The organism is Acrocarpospora phusangensis (genome assembly GCF_016862995.1).
In the GTDB taxonomy this organism is placed as follows: Bacteria; Actinomycetota; Actinomycetes; order Streptosporangiales; family Streptosporangiaceae; genus Acrocarpospora; species Acrocarpospora phusangensis.
Genome location: NZ_BOOA01000004.1, coordinates 19,381 through 34,444, shown reverse-complemented (window position 1 = coordinate 34,444; position 15,064 = coordinate 19,381). Strand labels below are relative to the sequence as shown.

The window sequence follows — 15,064 nt, the reverse complement described above, 5'->3', positions numbered from 1 at the left end:
CGAGCGTCATGGACAGAAACCAGGACACAGAGCTGGTGGAGGAGGGCGAGGCGGCCGAGCATGTGGGGGTAATCGGTCGCAAGGCCAGCCGGGGGCTGCGCTGGAGCCTGCTCGGCAACATGGTGTTACGCGGCGGGTCCTTCGTGATGGGACTCATCCTGGTCCGCCTCATCGATCCCGACGACTTCGGCATCTACGCCGTCGCGCTGGCGGCCACCCAGTTCGTGATGACCATCAAGGACATCGGGATCATCGCCGCGACCGTGCAGTGGCGCGGCAAGCTGGAGGACATGGCGCCGACGGCCACCGTGCTGTCGTTCTTCTCGGCGGTGTTGCTCTACGGGCTGTTCTACGTGGGCGCGCCGATGTTCTCGGAACTGGCCGGCAGTTCGCACGCGACCCCGGTGGTGCGCATCCTCACCGCGGTCATCCTGGTCGAGGCCGTCACCGCCGTACGGGCCGCCGCGCTGTTGCGCCGGTTCGAGCAGGACAAGCTGACCAAGGCCATCCTGTCCGGGTTCGTGGTCAACGCGGCGGTGGCGATCACGCTGGCCGTCAACGGCGCGGGCGCCTACAGCTTCGCCTGGGGCCAGCTGTCGGCCGCCGTGGTGACCGGCGTCATCATCTTCGTCTCCGCCAACGTGCCGCTGAAGCTCGGCTACGACCGGGCGATCGGGGCCCAGCTGCTCCGGTTCGGCCTGCCGTCCGCGGCCGGGACCGGCCTGGAGGCGCTGCTGCTCAACGTCGGCTTCGTCATCGTGGGCGCCGTCCACGGGGAGGAGGCCAACGGGTACTACCTGCTCGCGTTCAACGTGTCCAGCTGGGTGCCGGGCCTGATCGGGACCGCCATCCGGTACGTCTCGATTCCCAGTTTCTCCCGGCTGGCGGAGAACGACGCCGACTCGCTCTCCCTCGGGGTGCAGCGCTCGGTGCCGCTGCTGGTCTCCGCGATCCTGCCGATCTCGGTGGTGATGGCCGCGCTGGCGCACCCGCTGATCGCGTTCCTCTACGAGCCGCGCTGGGACCAGGCCGCGGGCGTGCTGCGCTTCCTGGGCGTGCTGATGATCGTCCGCATGGTCACCATGTTCGCGTTCGACATCCTCACCGGGCAGGGCGCGGCCAAGGCCACCATGTGGATGAACCTGGGCACCGGTATCGCGCTGGTGCCCGCCGTCTACGCCGGCACCCAGCTGGACGGCATCCGCGGCGCGGCCATCGGGCACCTGACGGCGGCCACGCTGGTCGGCCTGCCGCTCGCCGCCCTGGCGCTGCGCCGCGCCGGCGTCCGGCTCGGTCCGATCTTCCCCGCGCTGGTACGGCCGCTGGTGGGCGGCGTCGTCTCCTGCGCGGTGACCGTGCTCGTGTCGTACCTGGTGGACCATGGGCCGCTGGTCGAGTTGATCGTGGCGGGCGGAGCCGGAATCCTGATTTATGTGCTGATCGTGGTTCCCGGGGCCGTCCTGAAGGATCTGGGCGGCAAAGTGGGCGACCTCATCCCCGGCAGATCCCGCTAAGCAACGAAATATCCGGAAAAGGAGTGACATGTCTCTCGTCTCCATCGGGCTTCCGGTGCGGAACGCCGAGGACCGGCTGGCAGACGTCGTGCGGTCGGTCCTCGCCCAGGACCACCAGGAGCTCCAGCTGGTGATCTCCGACAACGCCTCCACGGACGGCACCGAGGAGGTCGCCCGGGAACTGGCCCGCGCCGACAGCCGGATCGACTACCACCGGCAGCCGGAGAACATCGGCCTGCTCAACAACTTCATCCACGTCATCGAGCACGCCCAGGGCACGTTCTTCCGCTGGATCGGCGACGACGACCGGCTGGAGCCCCACTTCGTGTCCCGCACGCTCCAGGAGTTCGCCGCCGACGAGCGGCTCATCCTGGTGACCACACAACTGTCGTACGAGGTGGCGGACGGCAGCACCCAGGTCGGCGAGTACCGGGGCACCGGACTGAGATCCGACGACCCGGTCGAGCGCTTCGCCGAGATGCTGCGCCTGCTCAACGAGAGCTACCTCCAGATCGACCCCCTGTACGCGATGATGCGCCGCGCGCCGGTGGCCGCCATCCCGCGCCGCAACATGCTCCGCGAGGACGAGGTGTTCGCCACCAAGCTCGCCCTGGCCGGTCCCTGGGGACACGTGCCCGAGGTCCTCGCCCACCGGCACTGGCGGGCCGAGCCGATGACCGACATCGCCCGCCGCCTGGACGTCGCGCCGTGGCGGGCCCGCTTCGCGACCGCCCTGCAGTGCCGGGAGACGTTGCAGTGGGCCACCGAGCACGCCGGGCTCACGCCCGAGCAGCAGCGCCGGGCCCGCGCCGCCGTCTACCGCATGTACCTGCGCCGCCAGCGACGCGTGGCCGCGCGGCGGGGCCGCCGCCTGGTCCGGATGGCGGTCGGCAGATGATCCGTTACGGCTTTGGCGCACCAACGGGACTAGTGTCCGACAGAATGCCCCACGTACCATCCGAAAGAGGGTGGGTTCTGTAATGACATGTCTGTTAGGTGCGATTGGTATCGACACGATTCCGGGGTTGACAAACCCCGGTTCTGCATAGAGGGCGGGGAACATGGATTTCTGGAGGACGCTTCTTCGGCTCGTTCGAAGAAAGTCCATCGGGCCGCCGCTCATCGTGCTGGCCGTGGCCGCCGCGGTCACGGCGTGGTTCCTGGTTCCCGCACGTTACATGTCGACGGCGTCCATGGTCCTCGCCACGCCTGCGGCCGGTGGAACGCTCCCATCGGACCCCTCCAAGCCGCAGGGCCTGACCAACCCGCTGCTCCAGTTCAACGACGGCCTGCGCACCACGGCCGGCATCCTGATCCTGGCCATGAACGGCCTGGACGTGCGGACCCAGGTCGGCGTGGTCAAGGGCGGCCCGACCGAGATGATCGTGGACGACGGCCGGTCCAACCCCGACCTGATGGGCATCAGCACCAGCGGTCCCTTCATCTACCTGGAGGTCGAGAGCGACACTCCGGCGCGGGTGCTGGACACCACCAAGCGGGCCCAGCAGTACATCCGCGACGAGCTGACCAAGCGGCAGCAGGCGCTGCGGGCACCCAAGTCCACCTATATCTGGATCGTGGATGTGGTGCCGGCCTCCACCCCCGAGATCCTGCTGACCTCCAAGATCATGGCGGTCGGCGGCGCGCTGGGCGGCACGCTCGTGCTGGGCTTCGGCCTGGTCTACGTGGTGACGCAGCTGCGGGCCACCCGGCGCAGGTACCCTGAGCCGATCAAGCCCGCGTACCGTCCCGCGTTCCGGCCGGCCATCGCGCCCGCCACGCCGATCAAGCCGGTCAACGGCAGCGACAGCAAGTGGCGGACCAAAGCCGGTGACTCTCTGGACAACGACGACCTTGTCGTGGTCGTCTACAGCAACGCGGACGACTCGGACGGCGCGCCCGCCGAGGACACCCAGACTTTCAAGGTCGTCTCGGTCGAGGACGAGCCGGCCCTGCGAGTCAACGGCGGACTCTCCGACCGCGCCGCCAACTGATCCGCAACAGAACAGCGGGATCATTTCGTGGGGGTCTGATCCCCGTATGCCCACTCATCGTCCGGAAGGAAGCGCATGGACTTCTGGGGGACAGTCCTCACGGTGTTCCGGCGCTGGTATGTCGTGTTACCCGTCTTCGGGGCCACCATCGCCGCCGCGTTCGGCGTCTACTCCACGGTGCCGACGTACTACGTCTCCAGCGCGGTGCTCGCGCTCACCCTGCCGCCCTCGGGCGGCAGCCTTCCGACCCACGCGGACTCGCCGAACCCGCTCACCAACCCGCTGCTCAACTTCGACCACGGGCTGAGCGTGTCGGCCTCCATCATCATCGCCGCGTTGAACAGCTCCGACACCGCCAGGGAACTCGGCGTGCTGGAGGGGTCGGACACCGACTACGAGGTCAGCAACGGCGAGAACAACCTGGAGTCGCTGGCCACCGGGCCGCTGGTGTTCATCGCCGGCGAGAGCCTGACGCCGGAGGGCGCCAAGGACATCGTGCGCCGGCTCATCGACAAGGCCAACGCCGAGCTGATCGAGCGGCAGCAGGGCCTGCGGGCCCCCAAGGCCACCTACATCACCACGTACGAGGCCGTGCCGCCGACCATGCCCGAGGCACAGCGGGGACGCAAGCTCCGGGCCGTCCTGGTCGCGGTCGCGGTCGGCTCCATCGCCAGCCTGTGCGCCGCGTTCGCCGTGGACAGCATGGCCGCCGCGCTGCGCCGCCGCCGGGCCAGCCGGCAGGCCGCCGCCGCCGAACCCGTGCTCGGCGTGCCCACACCCCCGCGGCGAGCCGACGAACCGGCGATGAGGCGATGAGGCGCTGACACCCCCATGACCGTTACCGATCTCCCCGACGCTCTCCCCGGCTCCGGACCGCGGCAGCGGGCCGACGGCGCGACCCTCACCGCGTTCTTCGTCATCGCCCTCACGATCATCCCGGCCCGGCTGGTGCTCAAGGGCCTGCCGCTCTCGCTCACCCCGGCCAACCTCATCGCGCTCACGCTCGGCCTGATCTGGCTGCTGGCGCATCTGAGCGTCGGCCTGGGCATGGCCAAGGGCCGCGCCCCCGTGCGCACCGCGCTGTTCGTCTACCTGACCGCGATGCTCTGCACGTACGGCTACTCGACCTGGGGCTACCTGCCCGCCGACGAGCTCAACCTGACCGACCACGCGCTGGTGCTGATCCTGGCCAACGTCGGGCTCGCGCTGTTCGTCAACGACGGCGTACGCGGGGTGGACCGGCTCAACCTGCTGCTCAAGACGCTGGTGGTGGCGGGGGCCGCGCTCTCGGTCATCGGCGCCTTCCAGTTCCTCCTGGCCTGGGACCCGACCCGGCTGCTCGAACTGCCGATCCTGCGGTACACCTCCGAGGACTCCTTCGTGCTCGAACGGGCGGAGTTCCGGCGGGTGGCGGCCACCACCGGGCATCCCATCGAGTTCGGCGTGGTCTGCGCCATGCTGCTGCCGCTGGCGGCGCACTACGGCTTCCGGGCCCGCATGCTCGGCGAGGCGCAGTGGCGCTGGTGGACGTGCGCGGCCCTGATCGGCGCCGGGCTGATGTTCTCGGTCTCCCGGTCGGCCATGCTGGGCATCATCGGCGTGGGCGTGATCCTGTTCTTCGGCTGGCCGGCCCAGCGCCGCAAGATGGTGATCCTGGTCAGCCTCGGCTTCCTGGTCCTGATGCGGCTGCTCGTGCCCGGTCTGGTCAGCGCCATCTGGGGGCTGTTCGCCAACTTCGGCAGCGACGACAGCATCCGCTACCGGCTGCACGACTACGTCATCGCCGGGCACGAGATCTCCAAGCACTTCTGGCTCGGCCGCGGCGTCTCCACCTGGTACGCGCCGAAGCATCAGGTCTTCGACAACCAGTACATCCTGTCCACGCTGGAGGCCGGCGTGATCGGGGTGACCACGATCGTGGTCATGTTCCTGGTCGCCATGTACTCCGGGCTGCGGGCCCGCTTCCTCAGCACGGACCCGGCCACCCGTGACCTCGGCCTCACCCTGACAGCCTGCCTGGTGGTGCCGCTGATCGGCGCGGCCACCTTCGACCTGCTGTCCTTCGCCACCATCACCGGGCTCTCGTTCCTGGTGATCGGGGCGACCGGGTCGCTGCTGCGGAGCGTCAGAGCTGGCAGTCCAGCGGACCCACCGTACGTGTGACCTTGTAGTTCTCGTCGATGGTGACGAGGCTGTTGTTCTGCCAGTCGATGAGCGAGCAGTCGGCCTCGACCGGGCCGTACACCCAGGACCTGTCCACCAGCTTGTTGTTGCGGACGATCAGGGCGCCCTTGGCGTTCTTGACCTGGATGCTGAACGTGCCGCCCATGATCAGGTTGTTGGTCAGGGTGATGTCGACCTGGCGGGGATCGGTCAGGAAGATGGGCGCGGTGATGTGGCGGGCGTCGCGCTGGTCGACCGTGTTGTGGTCGAAGACCAGGCCCTTGCCCGTCACGTACGACTGGATGCCGTCGGAGTGGTCGCCGGGGCTGGAGCACAGCTTGACGTACGAGTCCTTGATGACGATCTTGTCGCCGGAGGCGCGGAAGCCGTCGCTGTGGCCGCGCACGTGCACCCGGGTGGCCGTGTACGTGGCGTCGCCGATGCCGGGGTCGGTGATGCAGCCGCTGGCCGGGCCGACCGTGGAGTCGGTGATGGTGAAGGAGTAGAACTTGTTGTCCTGCTCGCCGACCACGCCGCCGTCGATCTGGCTGTTCTTGATGGTGACGTTGTTGGCGGTGATCAGCAGGTCACCCTGGATGTGCACGCCGTCCAGGACCGTGCCCGCCGTCTTCACCTGGTAGAAGCCGTTGCCGAGCTTGGTCAGCTTGGTACCGGCGGGCACGCCGGTGCAGGCCGGGGTGGGGTGGTCGGCGCAGGTGCCCGGCTGCGGGTTCGGCTGCTCGGGCGCGAGCGTCAGCGACGGCTTGGGGCTGGGCGTCGGCGTCGGCGTGGGTGAGGGCTTGGGAGTCGCCGTCACCGTGGCCGTCACGGTCGGCGTCGGCGTGGCCGTCACCGTGGGCGTGACGGTCGGCGTCGGGGTCTGCGTGCCGACGTCCGGGATCACCACCGGGTCGGACTCGACCACGCTGGGGCTGGGGCTCGGGACCGCCGGCGGCTCGGTGGAGGGCACCGGCGCGGGCGGGTTGCCGCTCTCCGTGACCGGGGGGACCGGCGCGGGCGTCTTCCAGCTGAACTCCTTCCAGCGGAAGACCACGTCCACCCAGTAGTTGAAGTTCTTGGGGTTGGCCTGGTTCGGGAACGCGCTGCGGCCGTACTTGTAGACGCCGGCGCGCTTGGCCGGGGTGGACAGCGGGCCGGAGGTGATCGAGGGGGCGCCCGCGTTGCCCACGTACGTGCCGTTGTCGGAGTGGTAGGAGACCGTGTACGTCTCACCCGCCCGCACCCGTACGGGCGCGGCGAACTCGGCCTCCTGCCAGCCGGACCGGGTCTCGTCGGTGAACGTCACCTGGGCCAGCCGCTCGCCGCGCGAGCTCCACAGGCTGCCGGTGTGCTTGCCGCGCTCTCCCCGCGCCTTGTAGAAGCGCATGCCGCTGACGAGGCCGTTCTGCGCGGCCGTGAAGCGGGTGCCGAGTTCGACCTTGGCGTCGTCCTTGCGGACGGGGGCGCTGACCTCGGTGTCCACCGACCAGAGGCTGATCTCCTTGGCCTCGGTGACCAGCACGGGCTTGCTGGCGGCCACGTTCACCGCCGAATTGCCGGCCGGCGGCGTCTCGCCGCGGCTGGCCAGCATGGTGACGGGGATGCCGACCACGAGCAGGGTCCCGGCCAGGGCCGATACCAGCGTCCAGGGCGCGCGTCCCCGGTCCGGCGTGGGCCTCGGCTTTCTCCGTCTGCCGTGACGTGGCGCGTGCATACCTGCCATGTCTGCGGACCTCCACACTGCTCGGCGCCGTGCCCTCTGCCCCGATGTGATCGACTTACCGGGGCAATTCTGGTGGCTTCGGTAACGACCGCGCATCGTTTTCGCAGAAAATCATCTGGAATATCACGAAGTCGCATCTATCCGGCGAGGCACAAAATGCCCTCTGGTACCGCCGAATATCAGTCGTAACATGCGTCACCCCACGCACTCCAGCGGACCCACCGTGCCGGTGATCGTGTAGTCCTCGTCGATGGTGACCAGAGTGTTGTCCTGCCAGTCGATGCGCGGGCACTCGGAGTCGACCGGGCCGTACACCCAGGACTTGTCCACCAGCCGGTTGCCCGTGACGACCATCTTCCCGCCGGCCTCGCGCACCTGGATGCTGAACGTGCCGCCCATGATCAGGTTGTTGGTGAGCGTGATGTCCCGCTGGCGGCCGTCGGTGAGGAAGATCGGGGCGGTGATGTCCTTGGCGAACCGCTGGTCCACCGTGTTGTGGTCGAAGATCAGGCCCTTGCCGCTGTCGTACGCCTGCACGCCGTCGGAGTGGTCGTCCGGGTTGGAGCAGAGGTAGATGTAGGAGTCCCTGATCTCGATGTCGTCGCCGGAGGCCCGGAAGCCGTCGGAGTTGCCGCGCACGTGCAGGCGGAGCGCCGTGTAGCGCTCGTAGCCGACCGCGGGCATCGTGATGCAGCCCTTGGCCGGGCCGACGGTGGAGTCGCTGATGCTGAACCTGAAGGACTTCTCGCCGTCCAGGTTGGAGACGTACCCGTCGATCCGGCTGTTGCGCACCACCACGTCCTCGGCGTGGATCAGCAGCACGCCGGGGATGTGCACGCCGTCGAGCACGGTTCCGCGCTTGCGCACCCGGTACGCCTCGCCGTCCTCGTTCAGCTTGAGCTTGCGGAGTTTGGTGCCGGGCGGGACTCCCGTACAGGCCGGGGTGGGGTGGTTCGGGCACGGCGGGGTCACGGTCGGCGACGGCTCGGCCGTCGGTGTGCTCGGTCCTGGCGTGTCCGTGGGCGAGGCCACCGGCGGCGCGGGGGTGCACGCCGCGAGCAGCACGAAGACGAAGGCGAGGAGGGGGATTCGTCGCATTCAGCCTCTTCTAGTTGACTTCTAGCCGGTCAGGCGAGCCCGCAACTCGGCCCACGAACCCGCGGTCCGGTCGCGTTCGCTGATCATGGCAGCGGGGAGCGGCCATGGGATACCCAGCTCCGGATCGTCGAAACGGACCGCCAGGTCCTCGCTCGGGTCGTGCTCCCTGTCGATGCGGTAGCAGACGTCGGTCACCTCGGTCAGCGCCTGGAACCCGTGCAGCAGGCCGGGCGGCACGTAGAGGGTGACGAACGACTCGTCGTCCAGCCGGACCGAGGTCTGCCGCCCGAACGTGGGCGAGTCGGGCCGGGCGTCCACCAGCACGTCGAACACGGCGCCGCGGGCGCAGCGCACCAGCTTGGCCTCGCCCCGGCCGGACCGGCCGTGCATGCCGCGCACCACGCCCTGCCGCGAGCGGGACTGGCTGTCCTGGATGAACGCGGCGGGATCCAGCCCGGCCTTCTGCGCGATCATCGCGTCGAAGGTCCGGGTGAAAAGCCCGCGTTCATCCCGGTACGGCTCCGGCACGAACAGCAGCACCCCATCGAGCGTGGTGCGTTCCACCTTCACGTGTCGGCTTTCCTTTCCTCAGGCCAGCAGCAGGAGCACGGCCTCGTACGCGGACAGCAGCGCCGCCTTCGAGCGCTCCCAGGACAGCGGGCCGCTGACCCGCTCCCGGCCGATCTCGCCCATCCGGAGCCGCTCCTCGGGGTCGTCGAGCAGGCGGGCGACGAGCTTGGCGAACTCGGCCTCGTCGTTGGCGGGGGCGTACACGGCGGCGTCCCCGGCGGAGACCTTGGCCTCCTGGAGGTCGAAGGAGACCACCGGCCGGCCCATCGCCATGTACTCCATGATCTTGTTCATGGTGGACACGTCGTTGAGCGGGTTGAGCGGATCCGGCGCCAGGCAGACGTCGGCGGTGGACAGGTAGCGCATCAGGTCCTCGTCGGGGATGCGCCCGGTGAACTCCACCCGGTCGGCGAGCCCCAGCTCGCGGGAGAGCGCCACCATGGCCTCGAAGGTGTCCCCGGCCCCGCAGAACACGGCGTGCCAGTCGTCCCTGCCCAGGTCGTCGCGGAGGCTGGCCAGCGCCCGCAGCGCGTAGTCCACCCCGTCCTGCGGGCCCATGACCCCCAGGTAGCACAGCAGGTACGGCTTGCCCCGCTTGATCGACTCGTCCGGCTCCACCTGGTAGAACCGGTCCACCGAGGGCGCGCTGCGCACCACGAAGACCTCGTCCGGCTGCTTGCCCCCCCGGCTCAGCGCGACGTCGCGGTAGCTGCCGTTGGTGGAGATGACCACGTCGGCCGAGCGGTAGGTGCGCCGCTCCAGCCACCGTACGGCCCGGTACAGGAAGTCCTGGCCCCGGCCGAACCGGGACAGGTAGAGCTCGGGCACCAGGTCGTGCTGGTCGTACACGAACCGGGCGCCCCGCCGCTTGAGCCGGCCGGCCACCAGGAACAGCAGGTCGGGCGGGTTGCAGGCGTGCACCACGTCGACCGGGCCGAGCTTGCGGGCCAGCCGGTAGGTGTGCAGCAGCGCTGAGCTGTACTCCCGCAGGTAGCCGAGGGGCCCGCCGGTCGCGGCCTTGAGCGGGTATCGATGGATGTGCACGCCGTCGATGACCACCTCCGACTCGGTGTCGATCGTGGCGCCCTTCGGGCAGATGACGTGCACCTCCCAGCCGGCGTCGCGGAGGGTGCAACTCTCCTGCCAGACCCGGCGGTCGAACGGCACGGAGAGGTTTTCGACGAGGATGAGCGCTTTACCAGCCAAGGCCCACATATCCAGGGAGATTCCGGCGCTCGGCGGCGTCGGGGAGACGGACGAGATCGATGATGGTGCGGTCGCCCGCGGCTTCGAGCGCCGACAGCACGGTGGGGGTGGTGCAGCCCACCACGCAGACTTCGGCGTGCGCGAGCACGTCGTCGGCGGAGGTGGTGAGCAGGTCTCCCAGATGCGGCAGCCGGCTCTCGATGTACTCACGGTTCGCGCCCATCAGGTGCGACAGCGTAACGGTTTCGTCGTAGATGCGAAGGTCATATCCCTTGCCGAGGAGAAGTTCGGCTAGTTCGACAAGAGGGCTTTCGCGGAGATCGTCCGTACCCGGTTTGAACGACAGCCCGAACAGGCCGACGCGCTTGCTGCCGGTGGCGGCCACCAGCTCGAACGCGCGGCGCAGATGGTCCTCGTTGGACGGCAGCAGGTGCGACAGGAGCGGGACCGACACGTCCGCGCGGCGGGCCGCGTAGACCAGGCCGCGCAGGTCCTTGGGCAGGCAGGACCCGCCGAAGGCGAAGCCCGGCCGCAGGTACGCGGGGCTGATGTTGAGCTTGCGGTCGGCCACCAGCATGTCCATGACCGGGTAGGAGTCCAGCCCCATGGCCCGGCAGACCGCGCCGATCTCGTTGGCGAAGGCGATCTTCAGCGCGTGGAAGGAGTTCTCCGCGTACTTCGACATCTCGGCGGCCGTGATGGGCACCCGGAAGACGTCGCCGGGCAGCCCCTCGTAGAGGGAGGCGACCAGGTCGCCGCTGGCCGGGTCGTACTCGCCGATGACGGTCTTGGGCGGGTCGAAGAAGTCCTTGACGCTGGTGCCCTCGCGCAGGAACTCCGGGTTCACCGCGACCCCGAAGCCGGCGCCCGCGGTCCGGCCAGAGGCACGTTCCAGAATCGGAATGAGCAGGTCGGTGCAGGTGCGCGGGAGCATCGTGCTGCGGAAGACGACCGTGTGCCTGCGCTCCTGGCCGGCCAGGGCGGCGCCGATCTCCTCGGCCACCCGCTCCAGGTACGTCGTGGAGAGGCTGCCGTTGGGCGCGGACGGCGTGCCCACGCAGACCAGCGAGATCTCGCTCGCCGCGACGGCCTCGGCGACGTCGGTGGTGGCGCGGAGCGCGCCGCTGGCGACCATCTCGGCGGTCAGGTCGCCGATGCGCTCCTCGACGATGGACGCCTGGCCGCGGTTGATGAGATCCACTTTGATGGGGTTCACATCGACGCCGATGACCTGGTGTCCCCGGGCGGCCAGGCAGGCCGCGGTCACGCAGCCGACGTAGCCGAGCCCGAAAACGCTGATTCTCATGGATACGGCCTCTCGTCGATCAATAAATCAACTGTGTCCGCCACGGAGTCTCCTCACGATCTTTCTTAGCCCCGGCCCGAGAGCCGATGACTTGGCCGCCGTGATCACGGAGTTCCTGGCCCGCCGGACGGCCAGCCGGGCCGAACTCCTGGTCACGAGTCCTTGGCAGACCTCGCTTTCGCCGGTCTTGGCGCGGCGTTTGTACTCGTCGTCGCCCCGGCCGAGGTCGATCCTGGTGATGCCGAGCGCCGGGGTGGCCGCCACCAGCTCGCGCAGCAGCATCCAGCCGGGGGCCAGCTGCGAGAACGCGGGGTCGTAGACGGGGAACCACCAGTGCAGGACGTTCCCCGACCTGATCCCGAAGTGCGCCGCGACCAGGTGCGGTCCCGCGTGCAGGGTGGACAGCACGCCGCCGAACTCGGGGTCGCGGGTGTGCAGCAGCCGGGTCATCAGCTCCCGGCGGCTCGGGTCGGCGAAGTAGTCGGCGACGCCGGTCGCCGCGTACTGCCCGCGCTTGAGCTCGATCACCCGGGACAGGGACTCGGCGTCCACCGTGTCGGCGGCGAACCGCACGCTCCCGTGGGTGCGCTCGGTCTTGGCCAGCCGCCGCCTGGCCTGCCCCATGTTGTCCTTGCCGCTCTTGGACGCCCGGCCCAGGTAGCCGTCCAGCCCTCCGGTGGTGTCCAGGTACGGCGAGACCCGGCGCGACTCCACCCACGGCCCGAAGTCCGGGCAGCTCTCCACCAGATGGTCGAACTCGAGCCCGCGCACGCCCGCGCTGAGCAGCTGGAGCGGCTGGATCGTCGATCCGGCCGCGAGGATCGGTCCCTGGAAGTCGGCTCCCGGCCACCCCGCCGGCCGGGCCAGCGCGCGGTCCCTGGCGTCCCGGTGGAACGGCAGCAGCGCGGAGACCCGCCCGCTCTCGTCCCGGCCCACGGCGACCTCGACCGGGGCGCCCTGGTGGACGGCGGCCGAGAAGCCGGGGTGGAAGTAGGGGCTGTCCAGGAGCGGGTTGGCGGCCCTGAGCGTGTGCCAGGCGTCGATCTCCTCAGCGGAGAGTGCGTCGAAACCGGCTACCCGTACGTTCGCCGTACGGACGGCGGCGGGGGTTTCGCCGACGGACCAGCTCATGGTGGGCCTCCCAGATGACCGCATCGCGCCGCGGAATGAAGTGCGATTTGTCGTGCCAATGGTGATCGGTCATCGATCCGAAGAGTGTACCGATACGCCGAAAGTCTCTTCGCAGCAGAAAGCCCCGGGGAAATGCCCGCCCCCCGACGGACATTAGGCATCTGAGCGGAGATTGGACCGTTCCGAAACCACGGCTGAACAAAAGGGCGCGAGTTCGGATGACGTCCGCGCGGCCGGGGAGGAACGGCGGGCGGCCCGGCGGCACAGGGTGGTCACGCAGCGCGACCGCGGTATACCGGCGGGGGACAGACATCACAACGAGGTCATCGTGTGTGGCGGTACAGCCGTTACCTTCAAATTTAAGGTTTACGCAGAGTTCATCCGCAGAGGATCGGCTCTGGGCGCGGCAATTTCTGGAGACGTAGCCAGCGTTGTCGAGAAATGTCGTATTTGCTCCCAGTGCAGGGGTGAACGCCGTTGGTGCACGTTTCATCGGCTCGTACGCGCAGGAGAACCGCGCGCCCGAGCCGACGAGTCACGTGCGGATGGTCAGGCCTTGCCCTCGTACGCCAGCGCCACGTCCTCCGGCATCCGCTCCAGATCGGACACCCGCAGGAAGTCGCGGAGCGTGGTGCCGGTGCAGGCGCAGTCCACGTTCGGCGCCTCCCGCCGCTTGATCACGTCCTCGATGTTGACCGTGCGGAAGTCGATGCTGAACCGGGTGCGCCCCGAGGTGTTCGGCACCGAGGAGTGCAGCTGGTTGCCCGAGAAGATCATGACGCCGCCGGGCTCGGGCACGAGGGTGACCCTCGGCTCCAGCTCGATGGGCTCCTCCGGTTTGGGCTGCTCGCGGGTGTCGACCCCGATGTGCTGGGCCGCGTTGAACCGGCTGGTCCGGTTCCACTCGTAGTAGTCGTACTTCGCCGAGCCGTTCTTGACGGCGTTGTTCCAGTACCGGGGGTGGAACGTCATGACGTTCTCGGGGACCACCTCGAAGATGGGGATCCACCAGTTCACCTGGGAGAGCGGCGCGGAGTACCACGTGTCCCTGTGCGGGTGGAAGGCGTACGCGATACCGGTCGTCAGGTAGTCGTTGGACGTGGACGAGCGCATGCGCGGCACGTCGAAGTAGGTCGTCTCGGGGTCGCAGCCGAAGGCGACGAGCATCGCCTGGAGCAGTTCCTTCGACCGGGGGTGATGGATGAACGCGGGCTTCAGGTCGGACAGGATGCCGGCGAACTCCTCCACCGGCAGGTCGTGCTGGGCGAGCTCGGGGTCCCGCTCGCCGAAAGCCTCTGTGATCATCCCCTGGGCGAACTCGATCAGTGCCGTCGATTCCGTACGGGCCGGGTAGAGGAGCACCTGCCCGTCAAAAAGCCGGGAGCGCCGCTCGTCATCGTCGAAGCGAGGGTTCGAGTAGGTAACTGTCACGGGAGATTATCGGCATTTAGGAACGTTCCGTTACCAGACCTAAGTTGTTCCGCATACCAGTCAAAAGTCCGCCGCAACCCCTCCTCCAGACCCACCTGCGGACGCCATCCCAGCAGGTCAGCGCCGCTGAGATCGGCGATCTGGGGCAGGTCAAGCGGCCGGTCGGGAATGGTGCCGAACCTCGGCTCCCGCGTGCTCCCGGCGACCTTGAAGAGCAGCTCCACGGTCTCCCGCACCGACCTGGCCGTGCCCGTCCCGACGTCGAACTCCATGCCCTCCGGCCGCTCCCGGCAGGCCGCCACGAACGCCTCCACCACGTCGTCCACGTACACCCAGTCGACCAGCTTGGCCCCGCTCGTCAGCCGCGGCTCCTCCCCCCGCAGCAGCGCCAGCGTCAGGTACGGCACCAGCTTCCCGGTGTCCCACTGCCCGGGCCCGTAGACCATGGTGGGCCGCAGGATCGTGACCGGCAGCCCCCACAGCCGGTGGAACTGCAGCGCGTACCCGGCCGCCGCCGCCTTGGCCATCGCGTACGGCGAGGGCGGCGGCGCGAAGTCGTTCCCCCGCCGGGGTTCCTCGCTCGACCCGCACATGATCACCCGGGTGCCCTCGCGGGCGGCGAGGAGCACGTTGACCGCGGTCACCAGGTTGCACTCCAGGGTGCTCAGCACCACCCCCGGGTCCCGTGCGCCGTTGACGTCGCTGGCCAGGTGCACGACCACCTCGGGCCGGCTGCCGGCGAACAGCCGGCCCACGGCGTCGGCGTCCCGCAGGTCGCAGACGTGCCAGACCTCGCCGTGCGCGGAGGTCCGGGGGGCCCGCGCGACCGCGTGCACCTCGGTTCCGAGCGAACGCAGCCGCCTGGTCAGATGGGCGCCGATGAATCCGGCCGCTCCCGTGACCAGGACTCTCGCGGGTGCCATCAGGC

The 15,064-nt window shown here is 69.1% G+C and carries 13 protein-coding genes; 5 read left to right on the top strand and 8 right to left on the bottom strand.

Going from position 1 to position 15,064, the window contains the following annotated elements:
- The first annotated feature begins 8 nt into the window (after positions 1–8).
- From Aph01nite_RS03310 to Aph01nite_RS03290, 5 genes are all read left to right on the top strand, one after another.
- Positions 9–1,514, top strand: a complete 1,506-nt coding sequence (locus Aph01nite_RS03310) for an oligosaccharide flippase family protein (protein ID WP_204039215.1) — start codon at positions 9–11, stop codon at positions 1,512–1,514.
- 28 nt (positions 1,515–1,542) lie between these two features.
- On the top strand, positions 1,543–2,412 hold the full coding sequence (locus tag Aph01nite_RS03305; protein WP_204039214.1) for a glycosyltransferase family 2 protein: 870 nt from the start codon (positions 1,543–1,545) through the stop codon (positions 2,410–2,412).
- Positions 2,413–2,575: 163 nt separating this feature from the next.
- Entirely contained in the window at positions 2,576–3,508 is a 933-nt protein-coding gene (locus tag Aph01nite_RS03300) for a hypothetical protein (protein ID WP_204039213.1), read from the top strand.
- Positions 3,509–3,583: 75 nt separating this feature from the next.
- Positions 3,584–4,324 carry a GumC domain-containing protein gene (locus Aph01nite_RS03295; protein ID WP_204039212.1) on the top strand — a complete coding sequence of 247 codons (741 nt, stop codon included), beginning with the start codon at positions 3,584–3,586 and terminating at the stop codon, positions 4,322–4,324.
- A 15-nt stretch (positions 4,325–4,339) separates the two neighbouring features.
- A complete protein-coding gene (locus tag Aph01nite_RS03290; protein WP_204039211.1) occupies positions 4,340–5,671 on the top strand; it encodes an O-antigen ligase family protein in 1,332 nt (443 codons plus the stop codon).
- On the opposite strand, the gene Aph01nite_RS42010 is transcribed toward Aph01nite_RS03290, so the two are convergent.
- The 8 genes from Aph01nite_RS42010 to Aph01nite_RS03250 form a co-directional block, all read right to left on the bottom strand.
- The gene (locus Aph01nite_RS42010) at positions 5,634–7,385 is read right to left on the bottom strand and encodes a DUF4082 domain-containing protein (protein ID WP_204039210.1); all 1,752 of its coding nucleotides are present in this window, start codon (positions 7,383–7,385) and stop codon (positions 5,634–5,636) included. The two genes, Aph01nite_RS03290 and Aph01nite_RS42010, sit on opposite strands and share 38 nt — an antisense overlap.
- A 204-nt stretch (positions 7,386–7,589) precedes the next feature.
- Positions 7,590–8,492 carry a right-handed parallel beta-helix repeat-containing protein gene (locus Aph01nite_RS03280; protein ID WP_204039209.1) on the bottom strand — a complete coding sequence of 301 codons (903 nt, stop codon included), beginning with the start codon at positions 8,490–8,492 and terminating at the stop codon, positions 7,590–7,592.
- Between the two features lie 21 nt (positions 8,493–8,513).
- The gene (rfbC, locus tag Aph01nite_RS03275; RefSeq protein WP_204039208.1) at positions 8,514–9,062 is read right to left on the bottom strand and encodes a dTDP-4-dehydrorhamnose 3,5-epimerase; all 549 of its coding nucleotides are present in this window, start codon (positions 9,060–9,062) and stop codon (positions 8,514–8,516) included.
- A gap of 18 nt (positions 9,063–9,080) precedes the next feature.
- Positions 9,081–10,268, bottom strand: a complete 1,188-nt coding sequence (locus Aph01nite_RS03270; protein WP_204039207.1) for a glycosyltransferase family 4 protein — start codon at positions 10,266–10,268, stop codon at positions 9,081–9,083.
- Positions 10,258–11,574 (bottom strand): nucleotide sugar dehydrogenase, encoded by a 1,317-nt coding sequence (locus Aph01nite_RS03265; protein WP_204039206.1) that lies wholly within the window; start codon positions 11,572–11,574, stop codon positions 10,258–10,260. The genes Aph01nite_RS03270 and Aph01nite_RS03265 overlap by 11 nt, the downstream gene beginning before the upstream one ends.
- 27 nt (positions 11,575–11,601) lie before the next feature.
- Positions 11,602–12,705, bottom strand: coding sequence for a GNAT family N-acetyltransferase (locus Aph01nite_RS03260; RefSeq protein WP_204039205.1), 1,104 nt, complete (start codon positions 12,703–12,705; stop codon positions 11,602–11,604).
- A gap of 549 nt (positions 12,706–13,254) precedes the next feature.
- The gene (locus tag Aph01nite_RS03255; protein ID WP_204039204.1) at positions 13,255–14,136 is read right to left on the bottom strand and encodes a phytanoyl-CoA dioxygenase family protein; all 882 of its coding nucleotides are present in this window, start codon (positions 14,134–14,136) and stop codon (positions 13,255–13,257) included.
- A complete protein-coding gene (locus tag Aph01nite_RS03250; RefSeq protein ID WP_204039203.1) occupies positions 14,133–15,059 on the bottom strand; it encodes an NAD-dependent epimerase/dehydratase family protein in 927 nt (308 codons plus the stop codon). Before Aph01nite_RS03250 ends, Aph01nite_RS03255 begins: the two co-directional genes overlap by 4 nt.
- Between the last annotated feature and the right edge of the window lie 5 nt (positions 15,060–15,064).

Bases quoted from the DNA above. Each gene is read 5' to 3' on its own strand.
- Aph01nite_RS03310 (WP_204039215.1), top strand. From the start codon at position 9: ATGGACAGAAACCAGGACACAGAGCTGGTGGAGGAGGGCGAGGCGGCC.
- Aph01nite_RS03305 (WP_204039214.1), top strand. From the start codon at position 1,543: ATGTCTCTCGTCTCCATCGGGCTTCCGGTGCGGAACGCCGAGGACCGG.
- Aph01nite_RS03300 (WP_204039213.1), top strand. From the start codon at position 2,576: ATGGATTTCTGGAGGACGCTTCTTCGGCTCGTTCGAAGAAAGTCCATC.
- Aph01nite_RS03295 (WP_204039212.1), top strand. From the start codon at position 3,584: ATGGACTTCTGGGGGACAGTCCTCACGGTGTTCCGGCGCTGGTATGTC.
- Aph01nite_RS03290 (WP_204039211.1), top strand. From the start codon at position 4,340: ATGACCGTTACCGATCTCCCCGACGCTCTCCCCGGCTCCGGACCGCGG.
- Aph01nite_RS42010 (WP_204039210.1), bottom strand. From the start codon at position 7,385: ATGCACGCGCCACGTCACGGCAGACGGAGAAAGCCGAGGCCCACGCCG.
- Aph01nite_RS03280 (WP_204039209.1), bottom strand. From the start codon at position 8,492: ATGCGACGAATCCCCCTCCTCGCCTTCGTCTTCGTGCTGCTCGCGGCG.
- Aph01nite_RS03265 (WP_204039206.1), bottom strand. From the start codon at position 11,574: ATGAGAATCAGCGTTTTCGGGCTCGGCTACGTCGGCTGCGTGACCGCG.
- Aph01nite_RS03260 (WP_204039205.1), bottom strand. From the start codon at position 12,705: ATGAGCTGGTCCGTCGGCGAAACCCCCGCCGCCGTCCGTACGGCGAAC.
- Aph01nite_RS03250 (WP_204039203.1), bottom strand. From the start codon at position 15,059: ATGGCACCCGCGAGAGTCCTGGTCACGGGAGCGGCCGGATTCATCGGC.